This window comes from Teredinibacter franksiae, from assembly GCF_014218805.1.
GTDB lineage: Bacteria > Pseudomonadota > Gammaproteobacteria > Pseudomonadales > Cellvibrionaceae > Teredinibacter > Teredinibacter franksiae.
Genome location: NZ_JACJUV010000001.1, coordinates 2,758,905 through 2,784,573 on the forward strand (window position 1 = coordinate 2,758,905; position 25,669 = coordinate 2,784,573).

General features: G+C 44.4%; 26 protein-coding genes. 23 read left to right on the forward strand and 3 right to left on the reverse strand.

Annotated elements, in window-relative coordinates; all coding sequences use genetic code 11:
• The first annotated feature begins 1 nt into the window (after position 1).
• Positions 2 to 1,183 carry an ABC transporter permease gene (locus H5336_RS11550; RefSeq protein ID WP_185234320.1) on the forward strand — a complete coding sequence of 394 codons (1,182 nt, stop codon included), beginning with the start codon at positions 2 to 4 and terminating at the stop codon, positions 1,181 to 1,183.
• A 625-nt stretch (positions 1,184 to 1,808) separates the two neighbouring features.
• A complete protein-coding gene (locus H5336_RS11555) occupies positions 1,809 to 1,970 on the forward strand; it encodes a YqaE/Pmp3 family membrane protein (RefSeq protein ID WP_221628041.1) in 162 nt (53 codons plus the stop codon).
• 71 nt (positions 1,971 to 2,041) lie between these two features.
• Here H5336_RS11555 and H5336_RS11560 read toward each other — a convergent pair whose 3' ends face one another.
• Positions 2,042 to 4,090 carry a TonB-dependent receptor gene (locus H5336_RS11560; RefSeq protein ID WP_185234322.1) on the reverse strand — a complete coding sequence of 683 codons (2,049 nt, stop codon included), beginning with the start codon at positions 4,088 to 4,090 and terminating at the stop codon, positions 2,042 to 2,044.
• A 296-nt stretch (positions 4,091 to 4,386) separates the two neighbouring features.
• Positions 4,387 to 5,796 carry a PQQ-dependent sugar dehydrogenase gene (locus tag H5336_RS11565; protein ID WP_185234324.1) on the reverse strand — a complete coding sequence of 470 codons (1,410 nt, stop codon included), beginning with the start codon at positions 5,794 to 5,796 and terminating at the stop codon, positions 4,387 to 4,389.
• A gap of 117 nt (positions 5,797 to 5,913) precedes the next feature.
• Between H5336_RS11565 and H5336_RS11570 the strand changes: the two genes are divergently transcribed.
• The 16 genes from H5336_RS11570 (at position 5,914) to H5336_RS11645 (ending at position 19,649) form a co-directional block, all read left to right on the forward strand.
• Positions 5,914 to 7,134, forward strand: coding sequence for a permease (locus H5336_RS11570; RefSeq protein ID WP_185234326.1), 1,221 nt, complete (start codon positions 5,914 to 5,916; stop codon positions 7,132 to 7,134).
• A gap of 9 nt (positions 7,135 to 7,143) precedes the next feature.
• A complete protein-coding gene (locus tag H5336_RS11575; protein WP_185234328.1) occupies positions 7,144 to 8,319 on the forward strand; it encodes a BaiN/RdsA family NAD(P)/FAD-dependent oxidoreductase in 1,176 nt (391 codons plus the stop codon).
• A gap of 1,484 nt (positions 8,320 to 9,803) precedes the next feature.
• The gene (locus tag H5336_RS11580) at positions 9,804 to 10,181 is read left to right on the forward strand and encodes a VOC family protein (RefSeq protein WP_185234330.1); all 378 of its coding nucleotides are present in this window, start codon (positions 9,804 to 9,806) and stop codon (positions 10,179 to 10,181) included.
• Positions 10,182 to 10,719: 538 nt separating this feature from the next.
• Positions 10,720 to 11,304: a hypothetical protein gene (locus H5336_RS11585; RefSeq protein ID WP_185234332.1), complete on the forward strand. Its 585-nt coding sequence runs from the start codon at positions 10,720 to 10,722 to the stop codon at positions 11,302 to 11,304.
• A 15-nt stretch (positions 11,305 to 11,319) separates the two neighbouring features.
• Positions 11,320 to 11,625, forward strand: coding sequence for a hypothetical protein (locus tag H5336_RS11590; RefSeq protein WP_185234334.1), 306 nt, complete (start codon positions 11,320 to 11,322; stop codon positions 11,623 to 11,625).
• A 499-nt stretch (positions 11,626 to 12,124) separates the two neighbouring features.
• A complete protein-coding gene (locus H5336_RS11595) occupies positions 12,125 to 12,502 on the forward strand; it encodes a DUF6869 domain-containing protein (RefSeq protein WP_185234336.1) in 378 nt (125 codons plus the stop codon).
• Between the two features lie 122 nt (positions 12,503 to 12,624).
• The gene (locus H5336_RS11600) at positions 12,625 to 12,939 is read left to right on the forward strand and encodes a hypothetical protein (protein ID WP_185234338.1); all 315 of its coding nucleotides are present in this window, start codon (positions 12,625 to 12,627) and stop codon (positions 12,937 to 12,939) included.
• 133 nt (positions 12,940 to 13,072) lie between these two features.
• On the forward strand, positions 13,073 to 13,477 hold the full coding sequence (locus tag H5336_RS11605) for a DUF4259 domain-containing protein (RefSeq protein ID WP_185234339.1): 405 nt from the start codon (positions 13,073 to 13,075) through the stop codon (positions 13,475 to 13,477).
• A gap of 114 nt (positions 13,478 to 13,591) precedes the next feature.
• Positions 13,592 to 14,047 (forward strand): hypothetical protein, encoded by a 456-nt coding sequence (locus H5336_RS11610; protein WP_185234341.1) that lies wholly within the window; start codon positions 13,592 to 13,594, stop codon positions 14,045 to 14,047.
• Between the two features lie 232 nt (positions 14,048 to 14,279).
• Positions 14,280 to 14,804, forward strand: a complete 525-nt coding sequence (locus tag H5336_RS11615) for a hypothetical protein (protein WP_185234342.1) — start codon at positions 14,280 to 14,282, stop codon at positions 14,802 to 14,804.
• 138 nt (positions 14,805 to 14,942) lie between these two features.
• Positions 14,943 to 15,665, forward strand: a complete 723-nt coding sequence (locus tag H5336_RS11620) for a hypothetical protein (RefSeq protein WP_185234343.1) — start codon at positions 14,943 to 14,945, stop codon at positions 15,663 to 15,665.
• Between the two features lie 120 nt (positions 15,666 to 15,785).
• Positions 15,786 to 16,187, forward strand: coding sequence for a hypothetical protein (locus H5336_RS11625; RefSeq protein ID WP_185234344.1), 402 nt, complete (start codon positions 15,786 to 15,788; stop codon positions 16,185 to 16,187).
• 555 nt (positions 16,188 to 16,742) lie between these two features.
• On the forward strand, positions 16,743 to 17,246 hold the full coding sequence (locus tag H5336_RS11630; protein ID WP_185234345.1) for a GrpB family protein: 504 nt from the start codon (positions 16,743 to 16,745) through the stop codon (positions 17,244 to 17,246).
• A 546-nt stretch (positions 17,247 to 17,792) separates the two neighbouring features.
• Positions 17,793 to 18,074, forward strand: a complete 282-nt coding sequence (locus H5336_RS11635; protein WP_185234346.1) for a hypothetical protein — start codon at positions 17,793 to 17,795, stop codon at positions 18,072 to 18,074.
• Between the two features lie 116 nt (positions 18,075 to 18,190).
• Positions 18,191 to 18,448, forward strand: a complete 258-nt coding sequence (locus tag H5336_RS11640) for a hypothetical protein (RefSeq protein ID WP_185234347.1) — start codon at positions 18,191 to 18,193, stop codon at positions 18,446 to 18,448.
• Positions 18,449 to 19,352: 904 nt separating this feature from the next.
• Complete coding sequence (locus H5336_RS11645; RefSeq protein ID WP_185234349.1) at positions 19,353 to 19,649, forward strand: hypothetical protein; 297 nt, start codon at positions 19,353 to 19,355, stop codon at positions 19,647 to 19,649.
• 1,613 nt (positions 19,650 to 21,262) lie between these two features.
• Here the strand turns inward: H5336_RS11645 and H5336_RS11650 are convergent.
• A complete protein-coding gene (locus H5336_RS11650; RefSeq protein ID WP_185234351.1) occupies positions 21,263 to 21,532 on the reverse strand; it encodes a hypothetical protein in 270 nt (89 codons plus the stop codon).
• A 410-nt stretch (positions 21,533 to 21,942) separates the two neighbouring features.
• Between H5336_RS11650 and H5336_RS11655 the strand changes: the two genes are divergently transcribed.
• The 5 genes from H5336_RS11655 (at position 21,943) to H5336_RS11675 (ending at position 25,664) form a co-directional block, all read left to right on the forward strand.
• Positions 21,943 to 22,431 carry a GNAT family N-acetyltransferase gene (locus H5336_RS11655; RefSeq protein ID WP_185234353.1) on the forward strand — a complete coding sequence of 163 codons (489 nt, stop codon included), beginning with the start codon at positions 21,943 to 21,945 and terminating at the stop codon, positions 22,429 to 22,431.
• A gap of 65 nt (positions 22,432 to 22,496) precedes the next feature.
• Positions 22,497 to 22,919 carry a DUF6896 domain-containing protein gene (locus tag H5336_RS11660; RefSeq protein ID WP_185234355.1) on the forward strand — a complete coding sequence of 141 codons (423 nt, stop codon included), beginning with the start codon at positions 22,497 to 22,499 and terminating at the stop codon, positions 22,917 to 22,919.
• Between the two features lie 474 nt (positions 22,920 to 23,393).
• The gene (locus tag H5336_RS11665; protein ID WP_185234357.1) at positions 23,394 to 23,849 is read left to right on the forward strand and encodes a hypothetical protein; all 456 of its coding nucleotides are present in this window, start codon (positions 23,394 to 23,396) and stop codon (positions 23,847 to 23,849) included.
• A gap of 543 nt (positions 23,850 to 24,392) precedes the next feature.
• The gene (locus H5336_RS11670) at positions 24,393 to 24,785 is read left to right on the forward strand and encodes a hypothetical protein (RefSeq protein ID WP_185234359.1); all 393 of its coding nucleotides are present in this window, start codon (positions 24,393 to 24,395) and stop codon (positions 24,783 to 24,785) included.
• A 126-nt stretch (positions 24,786 to 24,911) separates the two neighbouring features.
• On the forward strand, positions 24,912 to 25,664 hold the full coding sequence (locus H5336_RS11675; RefSeq protein WP_185234361.1) for a transposase: 753 nt from the start codon (positions 24,912 to 24,914) through the stop codon (positions 25,662 to 25,664).
• Positions 25,665 to 25,669 lie beyond the last annotated feature (5 nt).

The following is a 25,669-nucleotide window of genomic DNA, read 5'->3' on the forward strand; positions in this document are numbered from 1 at the left end:
TATGGGACCGCTATTTGCTCAAATTGTCGCCGTTGGGCGCATGAACCTGCTAAGTCTCCCGAGTCGGTTAGGTTCTTCCATTACAACACTGCTCGCCGTTGCCATTGTGGTGACGGTGCTATTGGCTTTCATGGCCATGGGCGAAGGCTTCCAAAAAACAATGGAAGGTTCTGGCTCAGACAACGTCGCCATCATGTTGCGCGGTGGTTCCCAGGCAGAACTGAACAGTGGCCTGGGTGGTGATGTACTGAATATCGTGTCGTCTGCACCTGGCATTGCACAGGACGAAAACGGCCCGATTATTTCTGGCGAGTTATATGTAGTGGTAGACGGTACAAAACGTTCATCCCAAACTGAAGCCAATCTGCCCTTACGCGGCATTCGCACAGCGGGTTTTGCGCTACGCGAAAATATAACCCTTATCGAGGGGCGAATGTTCGAGGAGGGTACAACTGAAATAATTGTGGGCAGCAGTGTGCTTAGTCAGTTCGAAGGTTTTGAAATGGGCAAAGCCGTAAAATTCGGTACTACAGCATGGACGGTAGTCGGTGTGTTTGATGCGGGTGGTTCTGTGTTTGGTTCCGAGCTGCTAACCGATGTTCGCACATTACAAACGCAGTTTAATCGCGGTAATTCGTATCAATCGATAAGAGTCCGATTGGCGGGCGACAATGGCCTGCAAACATTAAAAGATTTTATTGCCAATGAGCCGCGGATAAATCTCGATGTGATGACAGAAAAAGCCTACTACTCAGACCAAAGTCGCGGTATGGCAAGCCTCATTTATATGGGATGGGGTTTGGCTATATTAATGGCTATGGGTGCGTTGGCCGGTGCACTGAATACCATGTACACCTCCGTTGAAAGTAAGGCAGTGGAAATTGCTACCCTACGTGCAATAGGTTTTAAAACGACGGCAGCCTTTGTGGGTACACTGATGGAATCGCTGGTATTGGCAGCGTTGGGCGGCATACTCGGCACCTTAATCGCCTACGTGCTATTTGATGGCATTAGTACTTCCACTATGGGCGGTAGCTTTACGCAAGTGGTATTCGATTTTAATGTATCGGTAGGTGCGTTTAAAAGTGGAGTAACCCTGGCGTTGGTTATCGGCTTTATCGGCGGATTCTTTCCCGCGCTACGCGCAGCCCGCTTACCTGTGGTTGTCGCCTTTAAAACGTAAATCCCAAGACAGGTAGCGGCCTGAGTGGTGAAGTGGGCTATGCAATAGAACGGCTATTGCGTGTGTTTTAATAGTACCATTACGGTCGCTGCCAAAAAGTTATAGGTAGGCTTTAAAGCCTGTGCTTTACGGCTAAAAATGAGCGTCTGCATACGCGTACCAGTGTACGGAATATGCCTACTGACTTATTCAAACCTATAATCGGTCGGCGTTTACATTGAACGCGCGCAATTCAAACTCAAATTTGGGTCATGCCCAAGTACGCGTATCTCAATTCTTAAGTATTTTCCGGGCCCCGAAAATTCAAGCCATCGAAAATACTAGGCCCCATGTTTGTGAGCGTGACTGAATGACCGGAGCGTGAAGGTTTTAACATTTCCTACAATAGTAGTGGGGTTTACGGCCGTGACAACACTTTTACCACGGTAACCAATCGACCTTGTCTTCGTTGCTAATCGAACAAACAAAACTTTTAGAACTAACGAGTGGCGCCGCTTATAGCAATTTCTGTTAGCCAAGGTATGCACAGATACAAACCTGTTATAGGCAGCCCGCACTTGTGTGTGAGGATGTATACTTACAGGTTGAGTTTATCCAAACACTAAACAATGAAAGGTTAATAGATATGAATAATAAGATTGTGTTAATTATCATTGCCATATTACTGGCACCCTTGGCCGTATTCTTGAAAAAGGGCGTAGGCAAAGATTTAATTATCAATATTGTTTTGTGCTTTTTATTGTATTTGCCTGCCATCGTGCACGCGGTTTGGATTGTTACAAAATAGTTATTGAATAAGCCAAAACCCGAAAAGCTTCCTGTGGGGGGGGCTCTTCGGGAAGCGCGCAGTCGCTATCGCTATATATTTACCTCAATAGAAAGCGCCGCTTTACGTCCCTCGCCAGGAAAATATCGATACTCGCCGAAGGAAACATCGGCCCGTTCGGCATAGGCATTGTTGAAAATATTCAATATATTAAGCCCGAAAGTCATATGTTTAACGGTTGAATACTGCAATCTAATGTTGGCAATATTGTGCCCCGGGTAACTAAAACTATTTTCAGGGTCTAGGTAATAGCGGCCCATATGACTTGCCTCCAATTGGGCTGTAAAACGCTCCGTTACTTGCCAACCCAGTTTTAGAGCATGCATATTTTGGGGTGCAGTATCAATCAGGTTATCCTCAATCCCTATTTCAGTGCCTAGCAAGTCTGGATTATTATCATAACGGTGATCAGCAAAGCTCCCTGCTATGCGTACCTTAATGCCGTGTGAAAAAGAATGCCCCAATTCATATTCAATACCCTTATGACGGGTTTCTGCTCCACTTACATTACGTCTTTGTGAATCCATAAAAATTCCGTGGTTCATAAACATATTGAACACAGAAAGCTGATAATAATAATTTTGACCGCTTCCCCGTATGCCGAGCTCAATGTTTGTTAATACCACGGGTAGCAGTAAACTGGCAGAATTTTGACCTTGCTGTAAGCGGTAAAGCTCGGAAGCCTGTGGCGCACGAAAACCGCGAGAAATGGTTAGATAGCTATTGTGATGGGGATTAAATGAATAGTGCTGACCAAAAGAGACAGAGTTGAATGAAAAATTATCGTACCGGTCTTCCGGTCGGTAGAATCGGCAGCTAAGGCCGGCTTGCGTGCAGGCTGAGCCGCTGCTGAGATTGTTTGTGTAGTCATATGCAATAAAATCGTGGCGAATACGCAGTTTTGTTGCAAATCGATTCGCCCAATACCAGTTGCCGTGGGCAAAAACTGCGGTATTTTTGGCGCTCACCTCGTAATCGTAATGTGCGCCCTGTGGAATTCTGTCGGTAGCAAAGGGCGATGGCTGATGCTGAAATTCAGCTAAATGGCCGTTGGCTAACTCCAAGTCGCTACCAACTGTTAAGTCAAAAGTCTCATCTGTTGGCGCATGCCAAAGTGCCTGCATACCGAGCGAGCGCGTATCATTATTTTCTTCTGGTTGCCACGGAACGAAATGCATTAAAAAGTTGGTGTCAGTTTTCCTCGCATAGGGCGTAAGAGACAGTTGCCCATAGTCAATGTCCCAATTAAGTTTTGACCAGGCGCGTATAGTTTGATTTTTTCGCCATGCGTCGGGCGTGGGGTTGGTTGTTACCAGCGTACTATCTTTGTAAGCGTCCTCGCCATAAATATAGCCGGCTGTTTCCTGGTCGAGTGATGTTAGCGTTACACCGGAAGTTGCCGAAAAACTATCGGTTTCGGTATGGTGTTTAAGTGAAATTTTTCCTTGGCTATAACCCGAAGATTCCCGTGCACCACCATCATGAGTGGCAGAACCCAATACCACCAGAGCAGAATGGTCTCGTTTTAAAACGGGCTGCACGAACTTTAGCCGATAGTAATCATGGGTCGAAAGCTCTGCACTGAATGTGGAGTGCGTGATATCCAGGGGGTGAGGTAAGCGAGTGTTAATGGAGCCAAATAATGCATTGCTGCCGTTCACGGCCGACCCTGGGCCGCGTAAAACTTCGATCTGGCTCGCAACTTCGTAGTGGGTGTCGAATAGTTGGTTTACGTTACAAAATCCGCTCGGGCGAAGGGGAATACCGTCCTCGCTCATAAGAAAAGCGGCACAGGCACCAGCACCGGTGAAAACAGGTGAACGTATTGCGGTTAAATGTTCCTGACCATTGCCGCGGCTAATCCAAGCGCCGGGCGTGTGTTGGAATATCTGGCTGGGGTGATGCGCGTTGGTTGTGTGCAGCGATGTTTCATCAACAATGGATACCGATTGCGCTAAAGCGTTTATCGACGCATCGTTGCGTGTAGCCACGACCGTAACGCTCTCAAGATACGGACTCTCGGCGGCGTAGGCGCTGGTAGATATAAAAGCGAGGGATAGTAGTAACGTTCTATTTATCAAAATTGTACAATTAAATGATTGAGTCGCGATTTAATGGTTAATGACGTAGGTGTTCTTTAAACGTCTAGTGATGTTAGTTGTTCATTTTCCGGCGGGCGCTCAGAGGCTAAAGTCAATTAATGGAGCTACCCTTAAGCTAGGCCACGGCACGGTGACCGCTTGTATTAAATAAGTCCATCAGACTTGACTCGTGGTTAGACTCGCGCCTGTGGATATTCAGTTTTACTCGTTGTGTTCGGGCTTTATGAAAACCTGATTTTTCGCTGTTTATAAATCGGCAATAAAAACTACCCTAGTTAAAACGCCGTTAGTTTAAGAATACTACCCGACTTTTCAGACCCACGATTCACCACCAAATAAACAACACCTGCGGCATCAATACGAATATCGCGAATACGCCCCTGATTCTTCATGAGCACCTCGGTTTCCACTACGTTTCCGGCTGCGTCTACTTTCAAACGCTGTAATTCCTCTTTTGCCAGGCTGCCCACAATCAGTTGATTGTTCCACTTGGGGAATTGCTTGCCTCGATACTCTTCTACGGCGGTAACCGCAATAGAGGGTACCCAATAGTGCTTGGGTTGTTCCATGCCGGCTTGGTGGGTTTTGTCGGTAATGGGGGTGCCGTTGTAATTCATACCATAGGTAATAATTGGCCAGCCGTAATTTTTACCTTTCAGTAGGAGGTTGGTTTCGTCGCCGCCGCGTGGACCGTGCTCGGTTAACCAAATGCGCCCGTCTTCGGCCAGTGTAAGCCCCTGAGGGTTACGGTGCCCGTAACTCCATATAGAGGCCATAGCATTTTTAGTTTTAACAAAAGGGTTGTCGGCCGGAATACGGCCATCGAGGTGCAAACGGTGAACTTTACCATTGGGTGTTTCCAGCGCTTGAGCCATTTCTTTGCGGCCTCGATCACCAATGCTGAAATAGATAAAATCGTTTTGAAAAATAATGCGCGATCCGTAGTGGTAGCCAGTATTGATCCAGCTCTTTAATGGAGCCAAAAAAATGGTTTGCTCATCAACCCACTTATTGTCTTTAATTTTACCGCGTACGATAGTGGTCATCGCGCGGCCGTATTTTTCTTTACTAAAACTAAGATACACCCAAGGGTCAACGCTGCCGTCGTGCAGTATACGTACGTCCATTAAGCCGCCCTGGCCGTTAGGCCACACAACCGGGGTGCCAGAAATTTCGGTTTTATCGGTATTGCTGACTAACCAAAGTTTACCGGCTTTTTCGGTTGCCAGTAGATTGCCGTTGGGTAAAAAATCCATAGCCCAAAGTGTATTAAAGCCGTCGTGAAGCGTTTCGATTTTAAAGTTATGTAGCGCACTATTTATCTTGCCATCCGTGGCACTAGTTTTTTTTAAAACCTCATGTTGTTTTGCTTCGGCGCCCTGTTCTTGAATGTAAATAACCATGCCGCGAATCTGGTCTTCATTAAGCGCGCCTTTCCACGGCGGCATGCCCTTTGCGGGTATACCTTCGCTAATAACCTTGGCTATTGCCTCCGGGCTGCCACCGTAGGCCCAGGTGTCATCTACTAACGAACTGCCAAGGCCACCCTCAAGGTTTGGTCCATGGCAACTGGAACAAAAATTCTTGTATAGTTGATCAACTTTTGGAGCGGCCAATGCGACGGTAGACAGGAAGCTAAGTAGCACGAAAGTGCCGAGAAGTGGGCCAAAGCGAAATGTGTGCATGGCAAATCTCCTTAAATAGGTAGATCAAAAGTGTAGCAGAGCAGATGTGCTTTTAGGGTTAATGGAGGTCATAATGTTGATGTAAATCGGTTAAACGATACGAGACAAGTTGTTCCCATGGACAAGCCCTGCTGTAGCCACGACAAAAAAGAACCTGAAAAGCCAAAGGTTGAGGCACCGGCCCATGGCTGCTGCGCGGCCAAAGCACCTACAACAGCCGCCGCCGAACAGGGTTGTGGTGATGACAATACCAGCCCGGCTGGTAATCGAGTTGAAGGTCCAGTGGAAACACAGCCCCAAGCGGGCGGTTGTTGTGACACCCCAACAAAAACCGACTACATGCTCTGGGGTTCGCTTACCGGGGTAGTACTCGGCTACGCCTATTATCTGGTTATTGGGCAGTTTTCCCCCGCATTAATGGACACCACGTTGGGCCATTTAGGCCATGCCATTGCTGATATAACCAACACCATGGCCTGGGGTGCGTTATTGGGGGTATTCATGGTGGCACTGCTATGCAAAGTGCCACGCGAACTGGTGATGTCGATACTGGGTACAAACGGAGGCTTTCAAGGCATACTGCGCGCAACCGGCGCAGGGCTGCTGTTAGACCTGTGCAGCCACGGCATACTCATGGTGGGTGCAAAGCTCTACGACCGTGGCGCCAGTACCGGTCAGGTTATGGCGTTCCTGATTGCCAGCCCATGGAATTCGTTTTCGCTTACCCTGATATTAATAGCCATGATTGGCCTTAGTTGGACGCTGGCCTTTATTGTGCTTTCAGCGGTTATTGCGGTTATTACCGGGCTTATATTCGACGCCTTAATAAAGCGCGGTATACTCCCCCAAAACCCCAACACCACCGACCTACCGCATGATTTCGCTTTTTGGCCCACGGCACTGCAAGCGCTAAAGCAAGGTAACTACAGCCACGGAGGCCTATGGCAGTTTTGTGTAGATGGGCTAAAAGAATCGCGTATGGTATTGCGTTGGTTGTTGTTGGGTATATTGCTGGCCGCGTTAATTAGAACCTTTGTGCCAGCCGACTATTTTGGTACCTATTTTGGGCCAACGGTATTAGGCCTTTCGATAACATTACTAACCGCAACCGTATTAGAGGTGTGTTCGGAAGGCTCGGCACCCATAGCCGCCGATATATTCAATCGTGCGCTAGCACCGGGTAATTCCTTTGCCTTTCTCATGACCGGTGTAAGCACCGACTATACCGAAATAATGGTACTAAAAGACACTACCCGCTCGTGGAAACTGGCGTTATTCTTGCCGCTAATAACCGTACCGCAAATCGTAATAATCGCCCTTGCGCTAAATGGATTCTGACCAAACTTAATGAAATACGATGTAATCGTCATCGGCGCTGGCGCCGCAGGTTTAATGTGTGCGGCTACCGCCGGTAAACGCGGGCGCAAGGTATTGTTAGTAGACCACGCCAACAAGCCCGGCAAAAAAATACTTATGTCGGGTGGTGGGCGCTGCAATTTCACCAACCTAGACATAACACCCGAAAACTACCTAAGTCAAAATCCACACTTCGTGAAATCTGCACTAGGCCGCTACACCCAGTGGGATTTTATCGCCCTGGTGAGCCAGTACGAAATACCCTGGCACGACAAAGGCCAAGGCGAATTATTCTGCGACAATAAAGCCAGCGACATTCTCGAAATGCTACTCGCTGAATGTGCAAAAGCTAAAGTAACCCTGCAAACCCACTGTGAAATAGAAGCGGTAGAAAAGATTAGCGACCATTTTCAATTACTCACCGCCTGTGGCGATTTCACCTGTGACAAACTAGTAGTTGCCACCGGTGGGCTATCCATACCTACCATGGGCGCTAGCGGCTTTGGCTACCAGCTGGCAAAACAATTCAAACACACCGTATTGCCAACTTGCGCGTCGCTAGTGCCGTTTACACTCTCGGGCAAAACACAAGATAGAGCTGCCATCCTTTCGGGTATATCCGTTACAGCAACCATCGAAAACCCACGAACAGGGTTTACCGGCGAGCTACTGTTTACCCATCGAGGTCTAAGCGGCCCGGCCGTTTTACAGCTTTCAAACTACTGGAATCTTGGTGAAGCGATCACCATAAATTTTTTACCTAATGACACGCTACGGGAATGTATAGCCGAATGGAAAAAAACCAGCGGCAAGCAATTAATAAAAAATCTGCTGATGCAGTTGCTGCCCAAACGCTTCGTGAACAGCTGGCTACCACAAGCCCTACAGAACAAAACCGCTGCAGATCTCAACCAAAAAGACACCGAAAGCCTACATAATTGCTTTCAGCAGTGGTCTGTCATTCCGTCAGGCACCGAAGGTTATCGCACCGCAGAAGTAACACGCGGAGGTATAAATACCGATGAAGTATCATCTAAAACCTTTGAAAGTAAAAACGTGCAGGGGTTGTATTTTGTGGGCGAGGTGTTAGACGTAACCGGTTGGCTGGGGGGGTATAACTTTCAGTGGGCCTGGGCTTCTGGGTGGTGTGCAGGGCAGGTGGTTTAGATGGCGGTTTTACACAAGCTTTAACAGTACCAACATCTATTGGCTTGTATTCAGAGGTTACAACTCACGCGCGATATGTACTTAAGGATTCGAAAATAATTCAATCGTAACTTACGAAATAAATATTGCTCCATACACATAGCAATATTTAGTGGTTTGGTCATTACCATAAAAAGGTCTCGTTTAGACAATAAAGGGCTTGGCAGAAAAAATGAGATACCCGTTACCGAATAATTAACATAACATCTACCGGGCGTTTTTTGCATATACAAATTTACGGAAATGTAAGGGCGTTGACGACGAAGCAATGCGAAAGTTGCCAACCTTTTTTCACGTTAAATAACGCACGGTAAAGCTTGAGTTGGGCTAAAAATTAGAGGCTATTTTTTTGTTACTTCATTCATTTGTAGATTGAGAAAATTTTTCTTCGTGGCCAGGCCCTGTTGTAGTCCCTCTGTGGTGCAGCTTGATATATCGGCGTCCTAAAGACAGAGCCCCCACCTTAATATTCAAACACTGCTCAACAAAAAGGTTAAAGCGTTAAAGGCTATTTTATCGCCTGCTGACGAAACGGCTTCGCTCTAGGGTTAAGTGATTTTGATGAATAGCGTAAGGGCGTACTTCCTAGGTGAATTGAGTGCATTGTCGTTCAAAAGTATTGAAAACACAGTATAAATCGCGGCGGGCAAAAAAATAGTCGATTTTTTCCTCATATATCTGAGGCTGTTGGAAAAATGGACTGTTTTTTTAATGAATTCAAAGGGTTACGTGGGTTGAGGGAATTCGGTGATATGAGGCCATTGGGACCATTTGTCCTTTTGGGATTTAGGCGCCACTTGGCGGAAAGCTTGACGTGGCGGGGGTTTGAGCGTAGTTTTCGGGTTTACAAATAAAAAATATGCGCGCCCCGAAATATGACGCCTGGGGCGCGATATACAAATGTTATATGGCTCTGCCATTAATTTTGTGATTATTTTTAGTTTTTTTACTTCGTAGGTAAGTTTATTTGGTTTGTGGAGTAATTTTAGTTTGTAGGTTTAGGTGGTTCGGTAATCTAAATTGGCTATCTAGCATTGAGCACCGCTGAGTATTCTGCAAGTCTGAATGTAATAAAATAGCGAGTGGTTTGTCTTGGCATCTTGTTCGTTTGAGAGTGTCGTGGTAGTTTTAGCTATCGCAAATATGGAGTCCGTAGCAGGGAGTCGCTATCAAGTTTTCCCCGTTCGTTCTTCATGTTTTAAACTAAAATGGAAGTGAGTGTGTAGGGTGGTTTTCTATCGCCAGTCGTCGGCAAAGGCTTCACTCGCGTTTCGCAACGTAGTGTTGTTCCGTGAAGTAGATCGCCCACATAACAAGAAGCTGCACCTGACATTTTTTGCTGCGCTCAATTGTGTATGTCGCGTAGCTCCATTTTACACAATTGCTCTCCGCAAAAACTGCAGGTGAGCTTGGCGTTATGTGCTGCGCGTAGTGAGAGAATAATTATGATTGGATATATTACATTAGGCTCAAATGATGTTGCTAAGGCAGCGGAATTTTATGATCCACTATTTAAGATATTGGGCGCAAGACGAGTATATGATTACGATAGCTACGTAGCATGGTCCGCTGATGGAGAGGCAGTAATTTTTTCAATTACTTCGCCATTTAATGGTGAATTAGCTACGCCGGGAAATGGCACTATGATTGCTCTATTGGCTGCTAGCGAGGATCAAGTTAATTTGCTTCATGCTAAAGCTATATCGTTGGGTGCATTAAATGAAGGAGAGCCTGGAATGCGGTCTGGTGGGTACTATTGTGCATATTTTAGAGACGTTGATGGTAATAAATTAAATTTTCATGTTAAGTCCGAAATCACATAACAATCGCATCAAGGCTCGCCACTTCGTGGCTGGGACCTCCACTGCGTCGCTTGCTTTGTGGCTTAACGCTACGCTACCACAAAACAATCAACTACGTTACGGCCCCTTATGCGGGCGTTATGAGCGCGGTTCGAAAATAAATAAAACGAGTCATGTGCTTGATTTACGGCACGTTGTAGTGGGTCTCGCGGCGTTTAAGTAAGTCGGTTCTTTGTATCTCACCAGCTTTGTTCTTGGTGCCAAATTGTAGTTTTATCGGTGGTGGTAAATAGCGCTTCGCATTTAGCCACCGCTTTTATAATATGGGGTTTGTTGGTGGGATGGTGTGTTCTTTCCTGCTGCCATTGACAAGCTAAAATAAAACGTGGTTTTGTTGTGGTACTTACTGCCGTCGCATAACCAGTCGGTCACCCTGACGCTGCATACTCCGCCGCTTTTTTGTGCATTCCGCTTCGCTTCATTCTTGCACAAAAAGCAGCTCCATATGCAACGCAGGCTACCTTAGCGTTAGTGCTAAATCACATGAGCAGGGTATGTAGTGATTAAATTTTTTAAAGAACAACCCGGCATGGCCGTTACCGCCCTATATATTTATATGTCTATAGTCGGGTTGATATACCAGTTTTTTCATCTTAGAAGGCTAGGTATTAATGTACTTGACTATGCATCTCCATCGGATTTTATTATGGCTTTCGGGAAAGCTACCCCTTATATTCTGTTTATGGTTGTTGTACATCTATTAGTTTTATTCAAGGATCTTGCCTTTAATCAAAGGCATATGGATGGTGAAACATTTTGGGTAAGGTGTAAAAATACTTTTTTCACGACGAGAAGCTTTGAAGTAATATCAATTATTTTTGTGATTCCATTTGCCGCAATGCTCATAGGTAATTCAAAAGGAACGCATATTGAGGCGCACGTTGAGATTGAGATCCCCGGTAAAATTGCATCTGAGGTAAGTATACCTGAGAGGCTGTACCTAATTGAAACTACAGGGAAATACATTTTTGTTTCCGATGGCAAGAGGCATTATGTTGTCATGAGAGACAAGTTGAGTTCATATCAAGTATACAGCACTAACAAATCAAGCAAGAAGGACGCCGCAAGCGGCGCCTCTTCTTGAGGCGTTAGGGTTCACATGGAATATCGAGATGAGCAGGAGATTGCACTGGGTGATATCGTTGAATTAGATATGCCTAATGGCCGCTCACAAGGCCGAGTGGTGATGCTTGGTGAAAACTACGAGTATTTGGAATTAGAAAGTACATTTGAAACCTGGGTAAAGAGCGAGAATATTCTCGATGCTGATTCAGTTGTCATAGAATGGATTAACGAAAACCCTCTTGAGCACGATGATCCTCAATATGCTCCCGTAGGTAATTATATCTTTACTGGTATCAGCGAAGATTTAAAGCTCGTTCGACGTAGGAAGCTAAAACCCTAACAAGGCTATACACGGCGAGCAACTTTTCCGTTGCTTGATTTTGTGGCCAAAAGACTGCCACAAAAAATCAACTACAAAGCTGCCGCGTGATAGCAGCGTTATGAGCGCGGTTCGAAAATAAATAAAACGAGTCATGTGCTTGATTTACGGCACGTTGTAGAGCGTCTCTCGGCGTTAAAGTAAGTCGGCTCTTTGTATCTCACCAGCTTTGTTCCTGGTGCCAAATAGTAGTTTTACAGGTGGTGGTAAATAGCACTTCGCATTTAGCCACCGCTTTTTTAATATGGGGCTTGTTGGTGGGGTGGTGTGTTCGTTCCTGCTGCCATTGGCAAACTAAATTAAAAACGTGGTTTTGTTGTGGCGCCAACCGCCGCCGCATAACCAGTCGGTCAACCTGACGCTGCATACTCCGCCGTTTTTTGTGCATTACGCTTCGCTTCATTCTTGCACAAAAAGCAGCTCCATATGCATCGCAGGCTACCTTAGCGTTATAACTAATATGGATATCGAGCAAAACAACAGGTTAATAGACGATTGGATCACAAATCAAAAGACCTTCTGGGCTTGGGAAAAGCTACATCAGATTACTGACAGGTCTCACGACGAAGCATGGCTACTTGTCATTGAAATAGCCAAGCGGTCCGATTCTGAAGATGTTTTGGGTGCATTGGCAGCAGGACCTATGGAAGATATGCTAACTGCATTCGGTGATTACTATTACGAATTAATACTTCAAGCATCCAGCAGATGTAAGAATTTCAAAAAGGCTCTTTTAATGGGCATTAGAATCACTGGTGAGGGCTCAGAAAAAGTTAAAGAGCTTATTGCCTCTATAGCTAAGGAAGCAGTCCGTGAAGGTTGGCATCCGTCGTTATAACAAGCGGCTCCACGCAGACGTCCAAACCTACGCCGTTTTTGTGGTTTCGCTGCGCTACACTTTATCACAAAAACCGCTCCGGCTTGGCCGCTGGTGAGCCGGGCGTTAGAAGGAATGTGAAAATGAGAATTCTAGTGGCGATATTTCTTCTAGCCTCCAATGCATTAGCGTGTGATAAAGTCGACGTAATCTCTGAGAATGGAGGCGAAATATTTGTAAGCTGCGACGATATTGTGAAGGCAACAGATGACGATATCGCAGATATTACATACAAGCTAATTATTAGTGGTCAGTTTGACAATTCCAGTGACTTTTTTATCCACTATACACAAATGCCTGCAGAGTCACCGATTGCTACCTATAACTCCAGGCTTAATACGGTCACGTTCGTTACTACAAAAGGCGCGGCGGCAAGGCAGGTGGTTTTACGTATATGAACGTTCTAACAAAGCTAGCAAGCAGACCTACGTTTCGGTGTTTAAATTTATGCCGGTCGCTACGCTGGCATATATTTAAACACCTACACTGCGGCTGCTTCTAGCGGCGTTAACTGTATCAAAGGGGTAAATCATGGGTGCTTGGGGAATAGGTGTTTTCGATGACGACACCTCATGTGAGGTTATCGAAGATGCAATTGATGACGGCACATCTATCGAGGGCATCATCAAAAAAGCTTTGTCCTCAGCAGAAAGTGACTATATCGAATACACAGAGTGTCACGAAATAATCGTTGCTAGTGCAATGGTAAATTCTCTCATTAACGGCGTTTCTTATGAGGGTGTTGATGACCTTGATAACTGGCTCATTAAACAAGATAAAGCAGCAGTGATACCATTTAAATCTAAATTGGCATCGGCATTGTTACTAGTTATTGGTGATACTTCTGAACTAAACGAGTTGTGGGCTGAAAACGAAGATGATTATCCAACATGGAAAGGGAATATTAGTGCAATCATCAGTGGCCTCAACAGTTAACCAGGCAAACCAGCGGACTCCGCAAACTGTCATGCATTTTGTGCCAAAATGCCCGCCAATTTGCTACGCGCGCTGTTTGCGGCGTTATGTGATCAAATTGTAGAGTAGATTTAAATGTTTAAATATTGGTGGTTTGCTATTGTCGTATTTATATCCAGTTTATCCTCCGCCGATAATGGTGTGTGCACTGGTAAAGAATACAAAAAATATGTAAAAGAAGTGTCGTATAGATCTTCGCCTTCCATCTGTAAATCCGGTACCAAAATGTTGGAATTTAAACTGGTTAAGGGGTTTGACGAAGGTGAGGAACGGTTTGGTGGTATTTTAGTCGAAATTGGTAATGAAAACGCTGAAGTCGTTACTCATTACAAATTAAACCTCTATTCTTCTAAATATCAATCGGGTGCGCATACCTGTATAAATGAAAAATATCTTCCTTATTCCAAAGTTGTTTTTGGTACAACGTTAGAGGTTGTAGATGTTTTCGAGAATAATGGCAGAACAAGATCTAAAATAAGTATCAAAAATAAACAAGAAAAATGTTCAATTAGTAATGCAATAAGCACATAACAAGAAGCTGCACCTGACATTTTTTGCTACGCTCAATTGTGTATGTCGCGCAGCTCCATTTTACACAATTGCTCTCCGCAAAAACTGCAGGTGAGCTTAGCGTTAGATTTAAGTCATGCTGAGAAAACCATCAGGTAGTACATCTAGATCGTTGGAGGCTCAAAATGATCATAGCTTTCGAACGACAGAGATTGCTTTCAGACATCTTAGTGGTGCTTGGGAGCATTATAGATTGAAGGCTCCACATGCTTGGCATAGAGGTGTGGGTAATGATGACAATCGATTTGGCCGTTCGGAATACATGATTGCGAGAAGGGAGTTCTCATTTCATGAGAGTGAGGAGTATACGCAGTCTATAGCTTCAATTATTTTTAGCCATGTCTGGATATTGTCTGCGGCAAATTATTTTCGGCAGAAACAAAAGGTTAAGGGTGGAAATAAAGAATACAGGGTTACTGCAACTCATTCACCAGACCGTCTAGCTTCGCAGCTGAAATTGCCCGAAGTTGTAATAGAAAGTGCTAGGCAGCTGCATAACATGCGAAATAGTATTATGCACCTCATTGAAAGCGACCCTAGGTCAGAGGACATACTAGAGGTGGGCTTCGAGGACGCATATACGTATGCAAAAACTGTATGGGTAATCAATAACGCGCTCTTGAGAGAAAATGGCATTCGTCCGGATAAGGGAAATTGGAGAATACAGGTTGGCTTTTACTCATTACCGGCAACACTGCATGGTCAACCCAAAATCTAACAAGTTGCTCAAGTACACTCCGGCCGCAAGCGGCCTCCGCGGGACCTACGTTCCGGCGCTTCTTTTTTGCTTTACGCTAACGCTAGCAAAAAAGAAGCGCCTGCACTGCGGCCCCTTAGCAAAGCGTTAAGTTTCCCCATGATTCGTAGATTCGTACTTTTATCATTAGTTTTGTTTGCAGCCGGAGTAGTCTATTCAAGATACTTTGGTGTATGCGGAGACGCTGTATATGTGCAGATTGGGCCTTCAGAATATTGCGTTCCACGTGAGGCGGCAGAATATGAGATCAGCTTCAATCCATTTAGTTTGATTCCTGGTTTGGATCAAAGCCCTGAGGGTACACAAGCTCTTATTTTATTCTCACGCTTCGAGTACAAAGAAGCCGTACCGGAATATGAAATTGAGAGAAATATAAACAATGATCCGATGGGCGAAGATCTTATATTGATAAGCTATCTAACCGATGAAGAGGTAAGGCGCTATAAATATCACGGTGCAAATGAGAAATATTTTCAAGATCTTTGGTTTGGTGAAGGCCAGTGGAGCGATCGACGTCTTGAAAAATTCGAAAAAAATGGTTGGTATAGAGCCTATTGGTTGGCTGAAGGCGGTAGCTGGCAAGTTATCAAAGATATGCCTAGTAGGGAGTCAAAGAATTACCTAGACGAAGGGTTTTCTATAGCGTTTTGCCATTTTACGGTACTTAATCGGAAAACGTGTAAAACAAGTTATATAGATGAGTCTCGGAAAATTCTAATCGATCTGGATTTAGATGAAGAGAATTTGCCATTCCGTGAAGAGATAGGCGTTCACATACTCAGAAAATTAGACTCGTGGGCTTATGATAGTTCAAAAACTTAACAAACCGCTCCAGTCTGACGGCTGGTACTACGCGCCTTTTATGTTACTCGCTGGCGCTCAAACATTAACACAAAATACGCTCCATACCAGCCGCAGTTGAGCGGGGCGTTATACGCAATCATGAAATTGAAGAATATCAAATCGTTCTCACACAATCTCAGCCACTCATATGTTAGCTTTGAGAACTATGTGGATGGAGAGTTTGTATTTAAAGATTTGAAAGAGTTGGCAAAAATCGCCAATGGAGAGAAGGTCTCAATATATTGGTTATACCCAAAAAATAAAGTTGTTCCGCTATTTAATGAACGCATTTCTAAAAGCATTGAATATTACAAAAAGTGGTTACCTAAGCTTCTTCATCAGCACGAACTAGATGCATCAGTTATTGCAGAACTTCGAACGGATATTTACATTGCATCAAGCAAGCAACTAGAGGTCCAAGCTTATGCCCGTGATACTAACGGCAAAGAATATATCAAAAACATATATGAGTTCGCCGATCTAAAGCGGTACGATGGTTAGTTGTGAGCAAAGCGTATAACAATACGTGTCAGCTGACATTTTGGTCGGCGCTTCGTTTTGTGTATGGCTTCGCCATTTTACACAAAACTCCACACCAACCAAAATGCAGCTGCACTCTGCGTTATAGCGCACGGTAAAAGGCCAAAAATTGCGGGAAGTTTGGTTTTCTAACAGGGCAGTGGGAGTGTTTTCGTTTTAAGATATTCTTCGTAAGTGGTGCTAGCCTGAGAAAAGTCCCGCAATCTGCTAATTTCTTGGTTTTTGCCACCGTTGTGAAGTTGATATTGTTTTGGGTAAGTGCCGCATCAGGTATTTTTTTGGTTAGTGCAATACGGGTGGTTGTTAATTCTGGTGTGGTTGGTATTCTGTATTTGTTTTTTTACTAGCTGCTCTATTAGCAACAGTTCGTACTTTCAAGTTCGCGGTGGTAAAGCTATAACAAAGCGGTCAAGCAGACCTCCACTGCGTTGCTCTTTTTGTGCTTAAATAGCACAAAAAAATCAACTACGTTTCGGCAACTTACCGCGGCGTTATACGTAAGTAGAGATCACTTCAGTGAATGAGCCGTACTTAAAAAGAAATGTTCGCCTCGTAGATTGGAGCCCTGACTGGGAGATAAGGTTTAGAAAAGAAAGTATTTTTTGGTTTAGTGCCTTGGGTGATAACTGTCTTGAAGTACATCATGTTGGAAGTACTTCAATTAGAGGGATTAAGGCAAAGCCGATTGTAGATGTACTCATAGTTGTCGGCTGCCATGAGAAGCTTGATGAGATTCACCTTGAAGGCTATGAGGCAAAAGGCGAAAATGGGATTAAAGGTAGGCGCTACTTTCAGAAGGACGAAAATGGGGAAAGGGTGTGCCATATTCATGTCTATGAAAAAGGCCATAAAAACATTATTTCTCATTTATACTTCAAGAAAATGCTTATAACCTATCCTGAGCTTGCAGGAGAATATGAGCGGTTAAAGGAGTCTCTCGCGCAGAGGTTCAAGGAAAATAAAGCTGCTTACACAAGCGCTAAATCTTCATTTATTTGCAAGGTTCTTAGTAGCGTATAACAAGGTTATCAACCCGACCTACACTGCGTTGCTTCATTTGCGCTTAAACGCTACGCTAGCGCAAACAAAACAACTCCGTTTCGGCGGGTTATAACGGCGTTATAGCGCGCGGTAAAAGGCTACAGTTTGCGGGAAGTTTGGTTTTCTAACAGGGCAGTGGAGTGTTTTCGGTTTAAAATATTCTGTGTAATTGGTGCTAGCCTTATAGAAGTCACGCAATCTGCTAGTTTCTTGGTTTTTGCCACCGTTGTGAAGTTGATATTTTTTTGGGTAAGTGCCGCATCAGGTATGTTTTTGGTTAGTGCAATACGGGTGGTTGTGAATTCTGGTGTGGTTGGTATTCTGTATTTGTTTTTTACTAGCTGTTCTATTGGCAACAGTTCGTACTTTTAAGTTCGCGGTGGCAAAGCTATAACAAAGCGGTCAAATCGACCTCCACTGCGTTGTGCGTTTTGTGCTTAAATAGCACAAAACTTCAACTTCGTTCCGGCGATTTACCGCGGCGTTAAATGCCAAATCAAGAGTCGGTAATATGGCCGAATGTAAATGAAATTTAAGAATGGTGATAAGGTAAAAATCAAGCCGCATGTATGGTGGCCTGATGGAGGTTTGGGTACTGTTTCTTTGCCACCAGAATTTGTATCGGTAGCGCTAGAAGGTGAGGCCGAGTTTTCTGGCACTCAGAGAACATTCACTGGAAAAAATAGTATTGTCACCAGTGTTTGGGTTGAGTTCGAAGAACCAATTATGGATTGTAGCGATGATGGTCCTTACGTATCAGGCGAAGTAGGTTTGGAGTATTTGAGCCATATCGAAGATAGCATTTAACAAACAGCTCAAGCCGACCTCCACTGCGTTGCTCGTTTTGTGCTTAAGCGCTACGCTCGCACAAAACAATCAACTCCGTTCCGGCGGCTTAGCTGGGCGTTAGGTGATTTATGGCTATGAGTGGTTCTACCTGGAGAGATCACCCGTTTGTATTGGGAGGAAGATACAGGGCAAATATAAAAATATTGAGCCATCCGAATTCGGAGTTTTCTAAAAATTCAGTCTATGAGCTTAAGAATATTGGACATAGTCACTACGATTCAGCATCTGTGTTTGCTTTTATTAACGTCGAAAGCGGTAAACTTCAAAGTTGGTGGTGGTTTGATGATGAGCCAGAAAGCTTATGTGCAGACTATTTCAGTGTTGTCACCTAACAAAGCTATGCACCGGAAAACAAAAGCTACGCGTTTTTGCGCAACTCGCGCAAGCGCTCAAACAATAGCACAAAAACACTCCGCTTTCGTTTCCGGTGATAGCGGCGTTATGAGCGCGTTCGAAAATAAATAAAACGAGTCATGTGCTTGATTTACGGCACGTTGTAGAGGGTCTCTCGGCGTTAAAGTACGTAGGTTCTTTGTATCTCACCAGCTTTGTTCCTGGTGCCAATTGAAAGTTTTATAGGTGGTGGTAAATGGCACTTCGTATTTAGCCACCGCTTTTATAATATGGGTTTTGCTGGTGGGGTGGTGTATTCGTTCCTGCTGCCATTGGGAAGCTAAAATAAAACGTGGTTTTGTTATGGCATATACTGCCGCATCATAACCAGTCGGTCACCCTGACGCTGCATACTCCGCCGTTTTTTGTGCACTCCGCTTCGCTTCATTCTTGCACAAAAAGCAGCTCCATATGCAGCGCAGGCTACCTTAGCGTTATGAGCGCGGTTCGAAAATAAATAAAACGAGTCATGTGCTTGATTTACGGCACGTTGTAGCGGGTCTCTCGGCGTTAACGTACGTAGGTTCTTTGTGTCTCGCTAGCTTTGTTCCTGGTGCCAAATAGTCGTTTTATAGGTGGTGGCAAATAGCACTTCGCATTTGGCCACCGCTTTTATAGTATGGGGTTTGTTGGTGGGGCGGTGTGTTCTTTCCTGCTGCCATTGGCAAGCTAAAATAAAACGTGGTTTTGTTGTGGTACTTACTGCCGCCGCATAACCAGTCGCTCCATAAGACGCCAACTGCGCAGTTCGTTTTACGCATTCCGCTTCGCTACATTTTAGCGTAAAACAAACTACACAGTAGGCGCTTATGAGCTTAGCGTTAAGTTCCAAATGAGTACGTCATGAGTATCAAAATTGGATGGTTGCTATTCGTTATTGGAGCTGGTGTTGGCTTTTATTTCCTCGGCGTAACTATATATTTTTATGGGCTCTACTTAATGCAGGCAGATAACCCAGCAAGGTATGAGTATTTAATGGGAGTAGCTATTGGAAGCATGTTTGCTTCCCCTGCTTGGTGCGGCGCCGCGATCGGTGCGCATCTTATTCAAACTAAAATACACAAGGTTATGCGGTTTAGCTCGTACACAATTTGCGCTCTCATTTCGTTAGTTTTACTGTATTACTTGGTGCTTGGCTAAAATGGGTTCAAAACTTAACAAGGTTATCAACCCGACCTCCACTGCGTTGCTTCGTTTGCGCTTAAACGCTACGCTAGCGCAAACAAATCAACTCCGTTTCGGCGGGTTATAACGGCGTTAAGTGGCAAATTAGCTAAGCGAAATTACGTAATATGGAAAAAATAATTAAAGTCGTTTCGGAGTCTTTGATGACTAATCATCAGTGTTGTTTTTGCGGTGAATCTATCGAAAATGAAGCACTAGTAGCAATGACGCTAGAACTCGAAGAGGGGCAGCTTCAATCAATGAGTGCGCATGGTTTATGTTTGCAGAAAAGGCTACATCCATCCGTACCATTCATCGCGCCAGAAGAAATCGAATGAGCTACTATGCCCAAAATGAAAGAGCACTTAACAAGTTGCTCCTGCTGATATTTTTTCCGTTACTTCTTTTGTGCTCAATAGCACAAAAGAATCCACTCCAAAAATACAGCAGAGCAAGGCGTTATGAGCGCGGTTCGAAAATAAATAAAATGAGTCATGTGCTTGATTTACGGCGCGTTGTAGAGCGTCTCTCGGCGTTAAAGTAAGTCGGTTCTTTGTATCTCACCAGCTTTGTTCCTGGTGCCAAATAGTAGTTTTATAGGTGGTGGTAAATAGCGCTTCGCATTTGGCCATCGGTTTTTGTAATATGGGGTTTGTTGGTGGGGCGGTGTGTTCCTTCCTGCTGCCATTGGCAAGCTAAAATAAAACGTGGTTTTGTTGTGGCGCTTACTGCCGCCGCATAACCAGTTGCTCCATAAGACGCCAACTGCGCAGTTCGTTTTACGCATTCCGCTTCGCTACATTTTAGCGTAAAACAAACTGCACAGTAGGCGCTTATGAGCTTAGCGTTATGAGCGCGGTTCGAAAATAAATAAAACGAGTCATGTGCTTGATTTACGGCACGTTGTAGTGGGTCTCGCGGCGTTTAAGTAAGTCGGTTCTTTGTATCTCACCAGCTTTGTTCTTGGTGCCAAATTGTAGTTTTATCGGTGGTGGTAAATAGCGCTTCGCATTTAGCCACCGCTTTTATAATATGGGGTTTGTTGGTGGGATGGTGTGTTCTTTCCTGCTGCCATTGACAAGCTAAAATAAAACGTGGTTTTGTTGTGGTACTTACTGCCGTCGCATAACCAGTCGGTCACCCTGACGCTGCATACTCCGCCGCTTTTTTGTGCATTCCGCTTCGCTTCATTCTTGCACAAAAAGCAGCTCCATATGCAACGCAGGCTACCTTAGCGTTATATGGCTCTGCTTTTTAATTTGTAGTTGCTTTAGGTTTGGTTCTTCGTCTGTAATTTGGTTTGTATTGGTATTTTAGCTTGTTGTTTAGCGTGGTTCGGCAGGTTAAATTAGCTATCTCGGTCTTGAGTATGGAAATTTACTCTACATGCCTGAACGCAATCAAATAGCGTGACGTTTGTTCTGCTACCTTGTTCGTTTACGAGTGTCGTGGTAGGTTTGACCATCACAATTAAGGTGTCCGTAGCAGGGAGTGGCTGTCAGGTTTTCCCCGTTCGTTTTTCATGTTGTAAACTAAAATGGTAGTGGGCTTGTAGCGTAGTTTTCTATCGCTAGTCGTCAGCAAAGGCTTCACTCGCGTTTCGCAAAGTAGTGTTGTTGCCTATCGGAGTTCGCGCACATAACCAGTAGCTGCACCTGACAAATATTGCTGCGCTCGTTTTTGTATGTCGCGTAGCGCCATTTTACAAAAACGCTCTCCGCAATATTCGCAGGTGAGCTAAGCGTTATATGTCTCTGCCATTTGTTTTGTTGTTGGTTTAGGTTTGGTGCTTCGTAGGTGATTGAATTTATTTGTAGTGGTATTTGAGTTTGTTGCTTCAGGTGGTTTGACTTGTTCAATAAGCTATCTCAGCCTTTAGTATCGCAACTGCATTCTGCAAGCCTGAATGTAGTCAAATAGCGCGTGGCTTGTTTCGTCACCTTGTTCGTTTGCAGGTGTCGTGGTAGGTTTAACCATCGCAATTATGGAGTCCGTAGCAGGGAGTTGCTGTCAAGTTTCCCCCGTTTGTTCTTCATGGTGAAAATGGAATTGTAGTGAGAGTGTAGGGCGGTTTCCTATCGCCGGTTGTTGGCAAAGGTTTGCAACGTAGTGTCGCCGTACAAAGTGGTTCGTCACATAACCAGTTGGTCAAGCAGACCCCCAAAGCTACTCTTCGTTGTTTGCAATTGGCTGCGCCAATGTTATTGCAAACACTCCGTTCCCGCTTTGGGGGCGGCTTACCAAAGCGTTATGCCCTCATATAAAACGCATGAAAATTAAAGAAATCGAAGAAGATAACTGGGGTGGCATCTTGGAAATTCAAGATGAAGCCTACCATGAAGTTGGTCCGGAAGACTTAGATGTGCTCAAGTCTAAAAAATCCGTATCACCAGAAACTTGCTTTGTCTGCGTTTCAGATCAAGGGGATGCTTTAGGATATTTGTTGGCGCACCCATGGAGTGGATCTGGGCCACCAAAATTGTTTGAGCCTTTGCCATATATTGGACATAGTGATTCCTTGTTTCTCCATGACATGGCAGTTAGTTCGCGCTCAATGGGGCAAGGCATAGGCCGCTCAATGATGGCAAAGCTAATAAAAGTTGCTGAACTGAAGGGGGTTAAGAGAATAACTCTTGTTGCTATCCAAGGCGCGGATAGCTTTTGGTCATTGCTAGGCTTTAAAGCAATTTCAGGGACAAATATATGCTCAAGCTATGGTGAAAACGCGGTTTTAATGGAAAAGGTATTAATGGCATAACAAGGCCAGGCACGCGACTGGCTTTTCTCGCTTCGCTCAAAAAACCAGCGCGTGCTGGCAACGTTATGAGCTACCAAATGGATGAAGAGCTGAAGCTGCTTATCGAGCAGTTTAACGATACTCAGAAGAAAGCAGTTGACGTACTCGAGCGGGAGTTTGGCTGCAAGAGACCTGAATCAAATATGGATTTTGTGTCAAGGTGCGCGCCACATATTCGTAACGCAGGCTATGAATGTGGCGGGTACAAAATTCGTCCTCATGGTTACGGAATGGAAATAGAGGTTGCTGGTAAAACTATAGATTTCGATTTCGGTATAAATGGTGAGATAGATGGCTTTGATGCTTGGAGATTGTCTTATTTCTCCCGGAGAAATAACCTTAAAAACAGATTGAAGTCAGAAGAAGATATCAATAGTGCAATTTTAGGCGCTGTAGATTCTGGGCATATCGTAAAATCTGAAGGCCTAAACTACTACACTCGCTCATAACAAAGCCGTGCACAGCGAGCAATTTTTCCGTCGTTTTTTTGTGGCGGCCGCTACGCTGCCACAAAAAATCAACTACAAAATTGCCGCGTGACGGCGGCGTTATGAGCGCGGTTCGAAAATAAATAGAACGAGTCATGTGCTTGATTTACGGCGCGTTGTAGAGAGTCTTTCGGCGTTAAAGTAAGTCGGTTCTTTGTATCTCACCAGCTTTGTTCCTGGTGCCAAATAGTAGTTTTATAGGTGGTGGCAAATAGTACTTCGCATTTAGCCACCGCTTTTATAGTATGGGGTTTGTTGGTGGGGTGGTGTGTTCGTTCCTGTCGCCATTGGCAAGCTAAAATAAAACGTGGTTTTGTTGTAGCGCCAACCGCCGCCGCATAACCAGTCGCTCCATAAGACGCCAACTGCGCAGTTCGTTTTACGCATTCCGCTTCGCTACATCATAGCGTAAAACAAACTACACAGTAGGCGCTTATGAGCTTAGCGTTATGCAAAATCGAGTATCAAATGGAACCTGAAAGAATATTCTTAAAAACTGATTTATTTGAAATCGAACCAAAAGAGGATGAAGAGACAAATCCATTCGTATATGGAAAGCAATTCTCTGAATGGTTACGCAGCAAATTTATTGGTCTTGGATACGCCGTAGAAGAAGTGATACCGGAAGACTGGGGTTGGTGTGTTATGTGTAAGCGCGAACCATACTGGTTATGGGTAGGCTGCTCTAGCATAATGGAAAAGGAATATGAAGAGGGAAATGTGCCAAGCAAAGAAGATATTACTTGGCACTGTTTCGCAGCAGTGGAAGTTCCTTTTTTAAAGCGTATATTCAAAAATATTGATACACGAGAAGGGCTTGCGAAAATTCAGGAAGAGCTCATATCAATCATAAATGAAGAGCCTCGTTTAAAAGTGGTAAATGAGCCGTAATGCATAACAAAGTGCTCCTGCTGACGTTTTGGTTTACGCTCCTATTTGTGCATGGCCTTCGGCCATTTCTGCACAAATCTCCACTACAACCAAAACGCAGCAGAGCACGGCGTTATGAGCGCGGTTCGAAAATAAATGAAATGAGTCATGTGCTTGATTTGCGGCACGTTGTAGCGGGTCTCGCGGCCTTAAGGTAAGTAATTTATTTGTATCTCACCAGCTTTGTTCCTGGTGCCAAATAAAAGCTTTATAGGTGGTGGTAAATAGCACTTCGCATTTGGCCACCGCTTTCATAATATGGAGTTTGTTGGTGGGGTAGTGTGTTCTTTCCTGTTGCCATCGGCAAACTAAATTAAAAACGTGGTTTTGTTGTAGCGCCAACCGCCGCCGCATAACCAGTCGCTCCATAAGACGCCTACTGTGCAGTTTGTTTTACGCATTCCGCTTCGCTACATTTTAGCGTAAAACAAACTACACAGTAGGCGCTTATGAGCTTAGCGTTATGAGCTACTAGCGATGAGATTCATTGGAATAATACTAATTATGTTTTCTTCTTTTTCGTTCGCGAGTGGTGGGCCCAAAGAAGTAACATTAACTCCTGAGTTGGCAGAAACTTTGGGGTTTACTATTAAGGTAAATCCTGAAGGCCTTGCAACCATGATCGAAATGCAGGGACCACTGGAAAGCCCATCTGGTTGTCCTGCCAAAAGAAGCGGATCATTCCTTCTTGGTTCAAATGGTGAGGAATTATTTGTATATATAACCGAGTTGCCAGTGTCCAATTCAAAGCCAGAAGCTATCGGTTACTACACTAATAAATCGCATGAAATGGGTGTGTTTATTGACTACTTATGTAAAGGTAAAAAAGTGTTAAAAAGTATCCGGTACTCTGTGCCATCAATTAGCAAATGGCTCATAACAAGGCCATCAAATTGACCGCTTTACGCTGCGCTTCAAGCGGCAATTTATGGCGGCGTTCAGGCTGTAGAAAAATAGATCTCCTTCGGGATCTAGGCCGATTTTCATAGTAAAATGTCACTTCAGCAGTTTACTGAGGCGGATATGGCCAACTTCATCGATACAAATATAAATCAAACCGTTTTTCTGGATATCAATTTCCTTGACCAGCTTGGTACGGATAATTTTGATTTCTATATGTATACTCTTCTGAATACAGACAAAATTATTGATGGTTTCCTCAGTCGATATAAAAATAGTAATGTTGGCCGCAAGGCCTACCCTCCTGAGCTTCTCCTTCGCGTTATCTTTAGTGCCTATTATCGAGGAATCACCTCCAGTCGAGTGATTGCTAAGCTATGCACAACTGATTTGACGTTCATGGCCCTGGCTGTTGGTACCACGCCACACTTTACAACTATTGCAAATTTCGTCTCGGGTAATTGTGAGGCAATTAAGGAGTTGTTTCACAAAATTCTACTCATTTGCGATGAGAGTGGTTTAATTGGTAAGGAGCATTTTGCTATTGACGGATGCAAGCTTCCTACCGATGCTTCCAAGCAATGGAGTGGAACCCATCCTGAGCTGGAAAAGAAGTCTACTAAGATGCGTGCTAGAGCCGAAAGAATCGTGGATAAGCACCTGGAATCGGACTCTACAAAGAATAATCAAAGCGGCCATTATAAAAAGGATATGCAAACGGTAGAAACCTTGCTAAAGACAGCCGATAAAATTGATGGTTTTCTGGCTGAGAATGAACCTCGTATAGGGCATTCAAAAAGTAAGAAAGAGGTACAGAGTAACATCACGGATAATGAGTCGTGTAAAATGACCACTAGTAAAGGCACAATTCAATGAATGGC

Coding starts and splice junctions, on each gene's coding strand:
- H5336_RS11655 (WP_185234353.1), top strand. CDS start 21,943: ATGAAAATTAAAGAAATCGAAGAAGATAACTGGGGTGGCATCTTGGAA.
- H5336_RS11590 (WP_185234334.1), top strand. CDS start 11,320: ATGGAATATCGAGATGAGCAGGAGATTGCACTGGGTGATATCGTTGAA.
- H5336_RS11620 (WP_185234343.1), top strand. CDS start 14,943: ATGATTCGTAGATTCGTACTTTTATCATTAGTTTTGTTTGCAGCCGGA.
- H5336_RS11600 (WP_185234338.1), top strand. CDS start 12,625: ATGAGAATTCTAGTGGCGATATTTCTTCTAGCCTCCAATGCATTAGCG.
- H5336_RS11675 (WP_185234361.1), top strand. CDS start 24,912: ATGGCCAACTTCATCGATACAAATATAAATCAAACCGTTTTTCTGGAT.
- H5336_RS11660 (WP_185234355.1), top strand. CDS start 22,497: ATGAGCTACCAAATGGATGAAGAGCTGAAGCTGCTTATCGAGCAGTTT.
- H5336_RS11605 (WP_185234339.1), top strand. CDS start 13,073: ATGGGTGCTTGGGGAATAGGTGTTTTCGATGACGACACCTCATGTGAG.
- H5336_RS11575 (WP_185234328.1), top strand. CDS start 7,144: ATGAAATACGATGTAATCGTCATCGGCGCTGGCGCCGCAGGTTTAATG.
- H5336_RS11665 (WP_185234357.1), top strand. CDS start 23,394: ATGAGCTTAGCGTTATGCAAAATCGAGTATCAAATGGAACCTGAAAGA.
- H5336_RS11610 (WP_185234341.1), top strand. CDS start 13,592: ATGTTTAAATATTGGTGGTTTGCTATTGTCGTATTTATATCCAGTTTA.
- H5336_RS11645 (WP_185234349.1), top strand. CDS start 19,353: ATGAGTATCAAAATTGGATGGTTGCTATTCGTTATTGGAGCTGGTGTT.
- H5336_RS11670 (WP_185234359.1), top strand. CDS start 24,393: ATGTTTTCTTCTTTTTCGTTCGCGAGTGGTGGGCCCAAAGAAGTAACA.
- H5336_RS11595 (WP_185234336.1), top strand. CDS start 12,125: ATGGATATCGAGCAAAACAACAGGTTAATAGACGATTGGATCACAAAT.
- H5336_RS11580 (WP_185234330.1), top strand. CDS start 9,804: ATGATTGGATATATTACATTAGGCTCAAATGATGTTGCTAAGGCAGCG.
- H5336_RS11635 (WP_185234346.1), top strand. CDS start 17,793: ATGAAATTTAAGAATGGTGATAAGGTAAAAATCAAGCCGCATGTATGG.
- H5336_RS11555 (WP_221628041.1), top strand. CDS start 1,809: ATGAATAATAAGATTGTGTTAATTATCATTGCCATATTACTGGCACCC.
- H5336_RS11570 (WP_185234326.1), top strand. CDS start 5,914: ATGGACAAGCCCTGCTGTAGCCACGACAAAAAAGAACCTGAAAAGCCA.
- H5336_RS11565 (WP_185234324.1), bottom strand. CDS start 5,796: ATGCACACATTTCGCTTTGGCCCACTTCTCGGCACTTTCGTGCTACTT.
- H5336_RS11640 (WP_185234347.1), top strand. CDS start 18,191: ATGAGTGGTTCTACCTGGAGAGATCACCCGTTTGTATTGGGAGGAAGA.
- H5336_RS11625 (WP_185234344.1), top strand. CDS start 15,786: ATGAAATTGAAGAATATCAAATCGTTCTCACACAATCTCAGCCACTCA.
- H5336_RS11550 (WP_185234320.1), top strand. CDS start 2: ATGGGACCGCTATTTGCTCAAATTGTCGCCGTTGGGCGCATGAACCTG.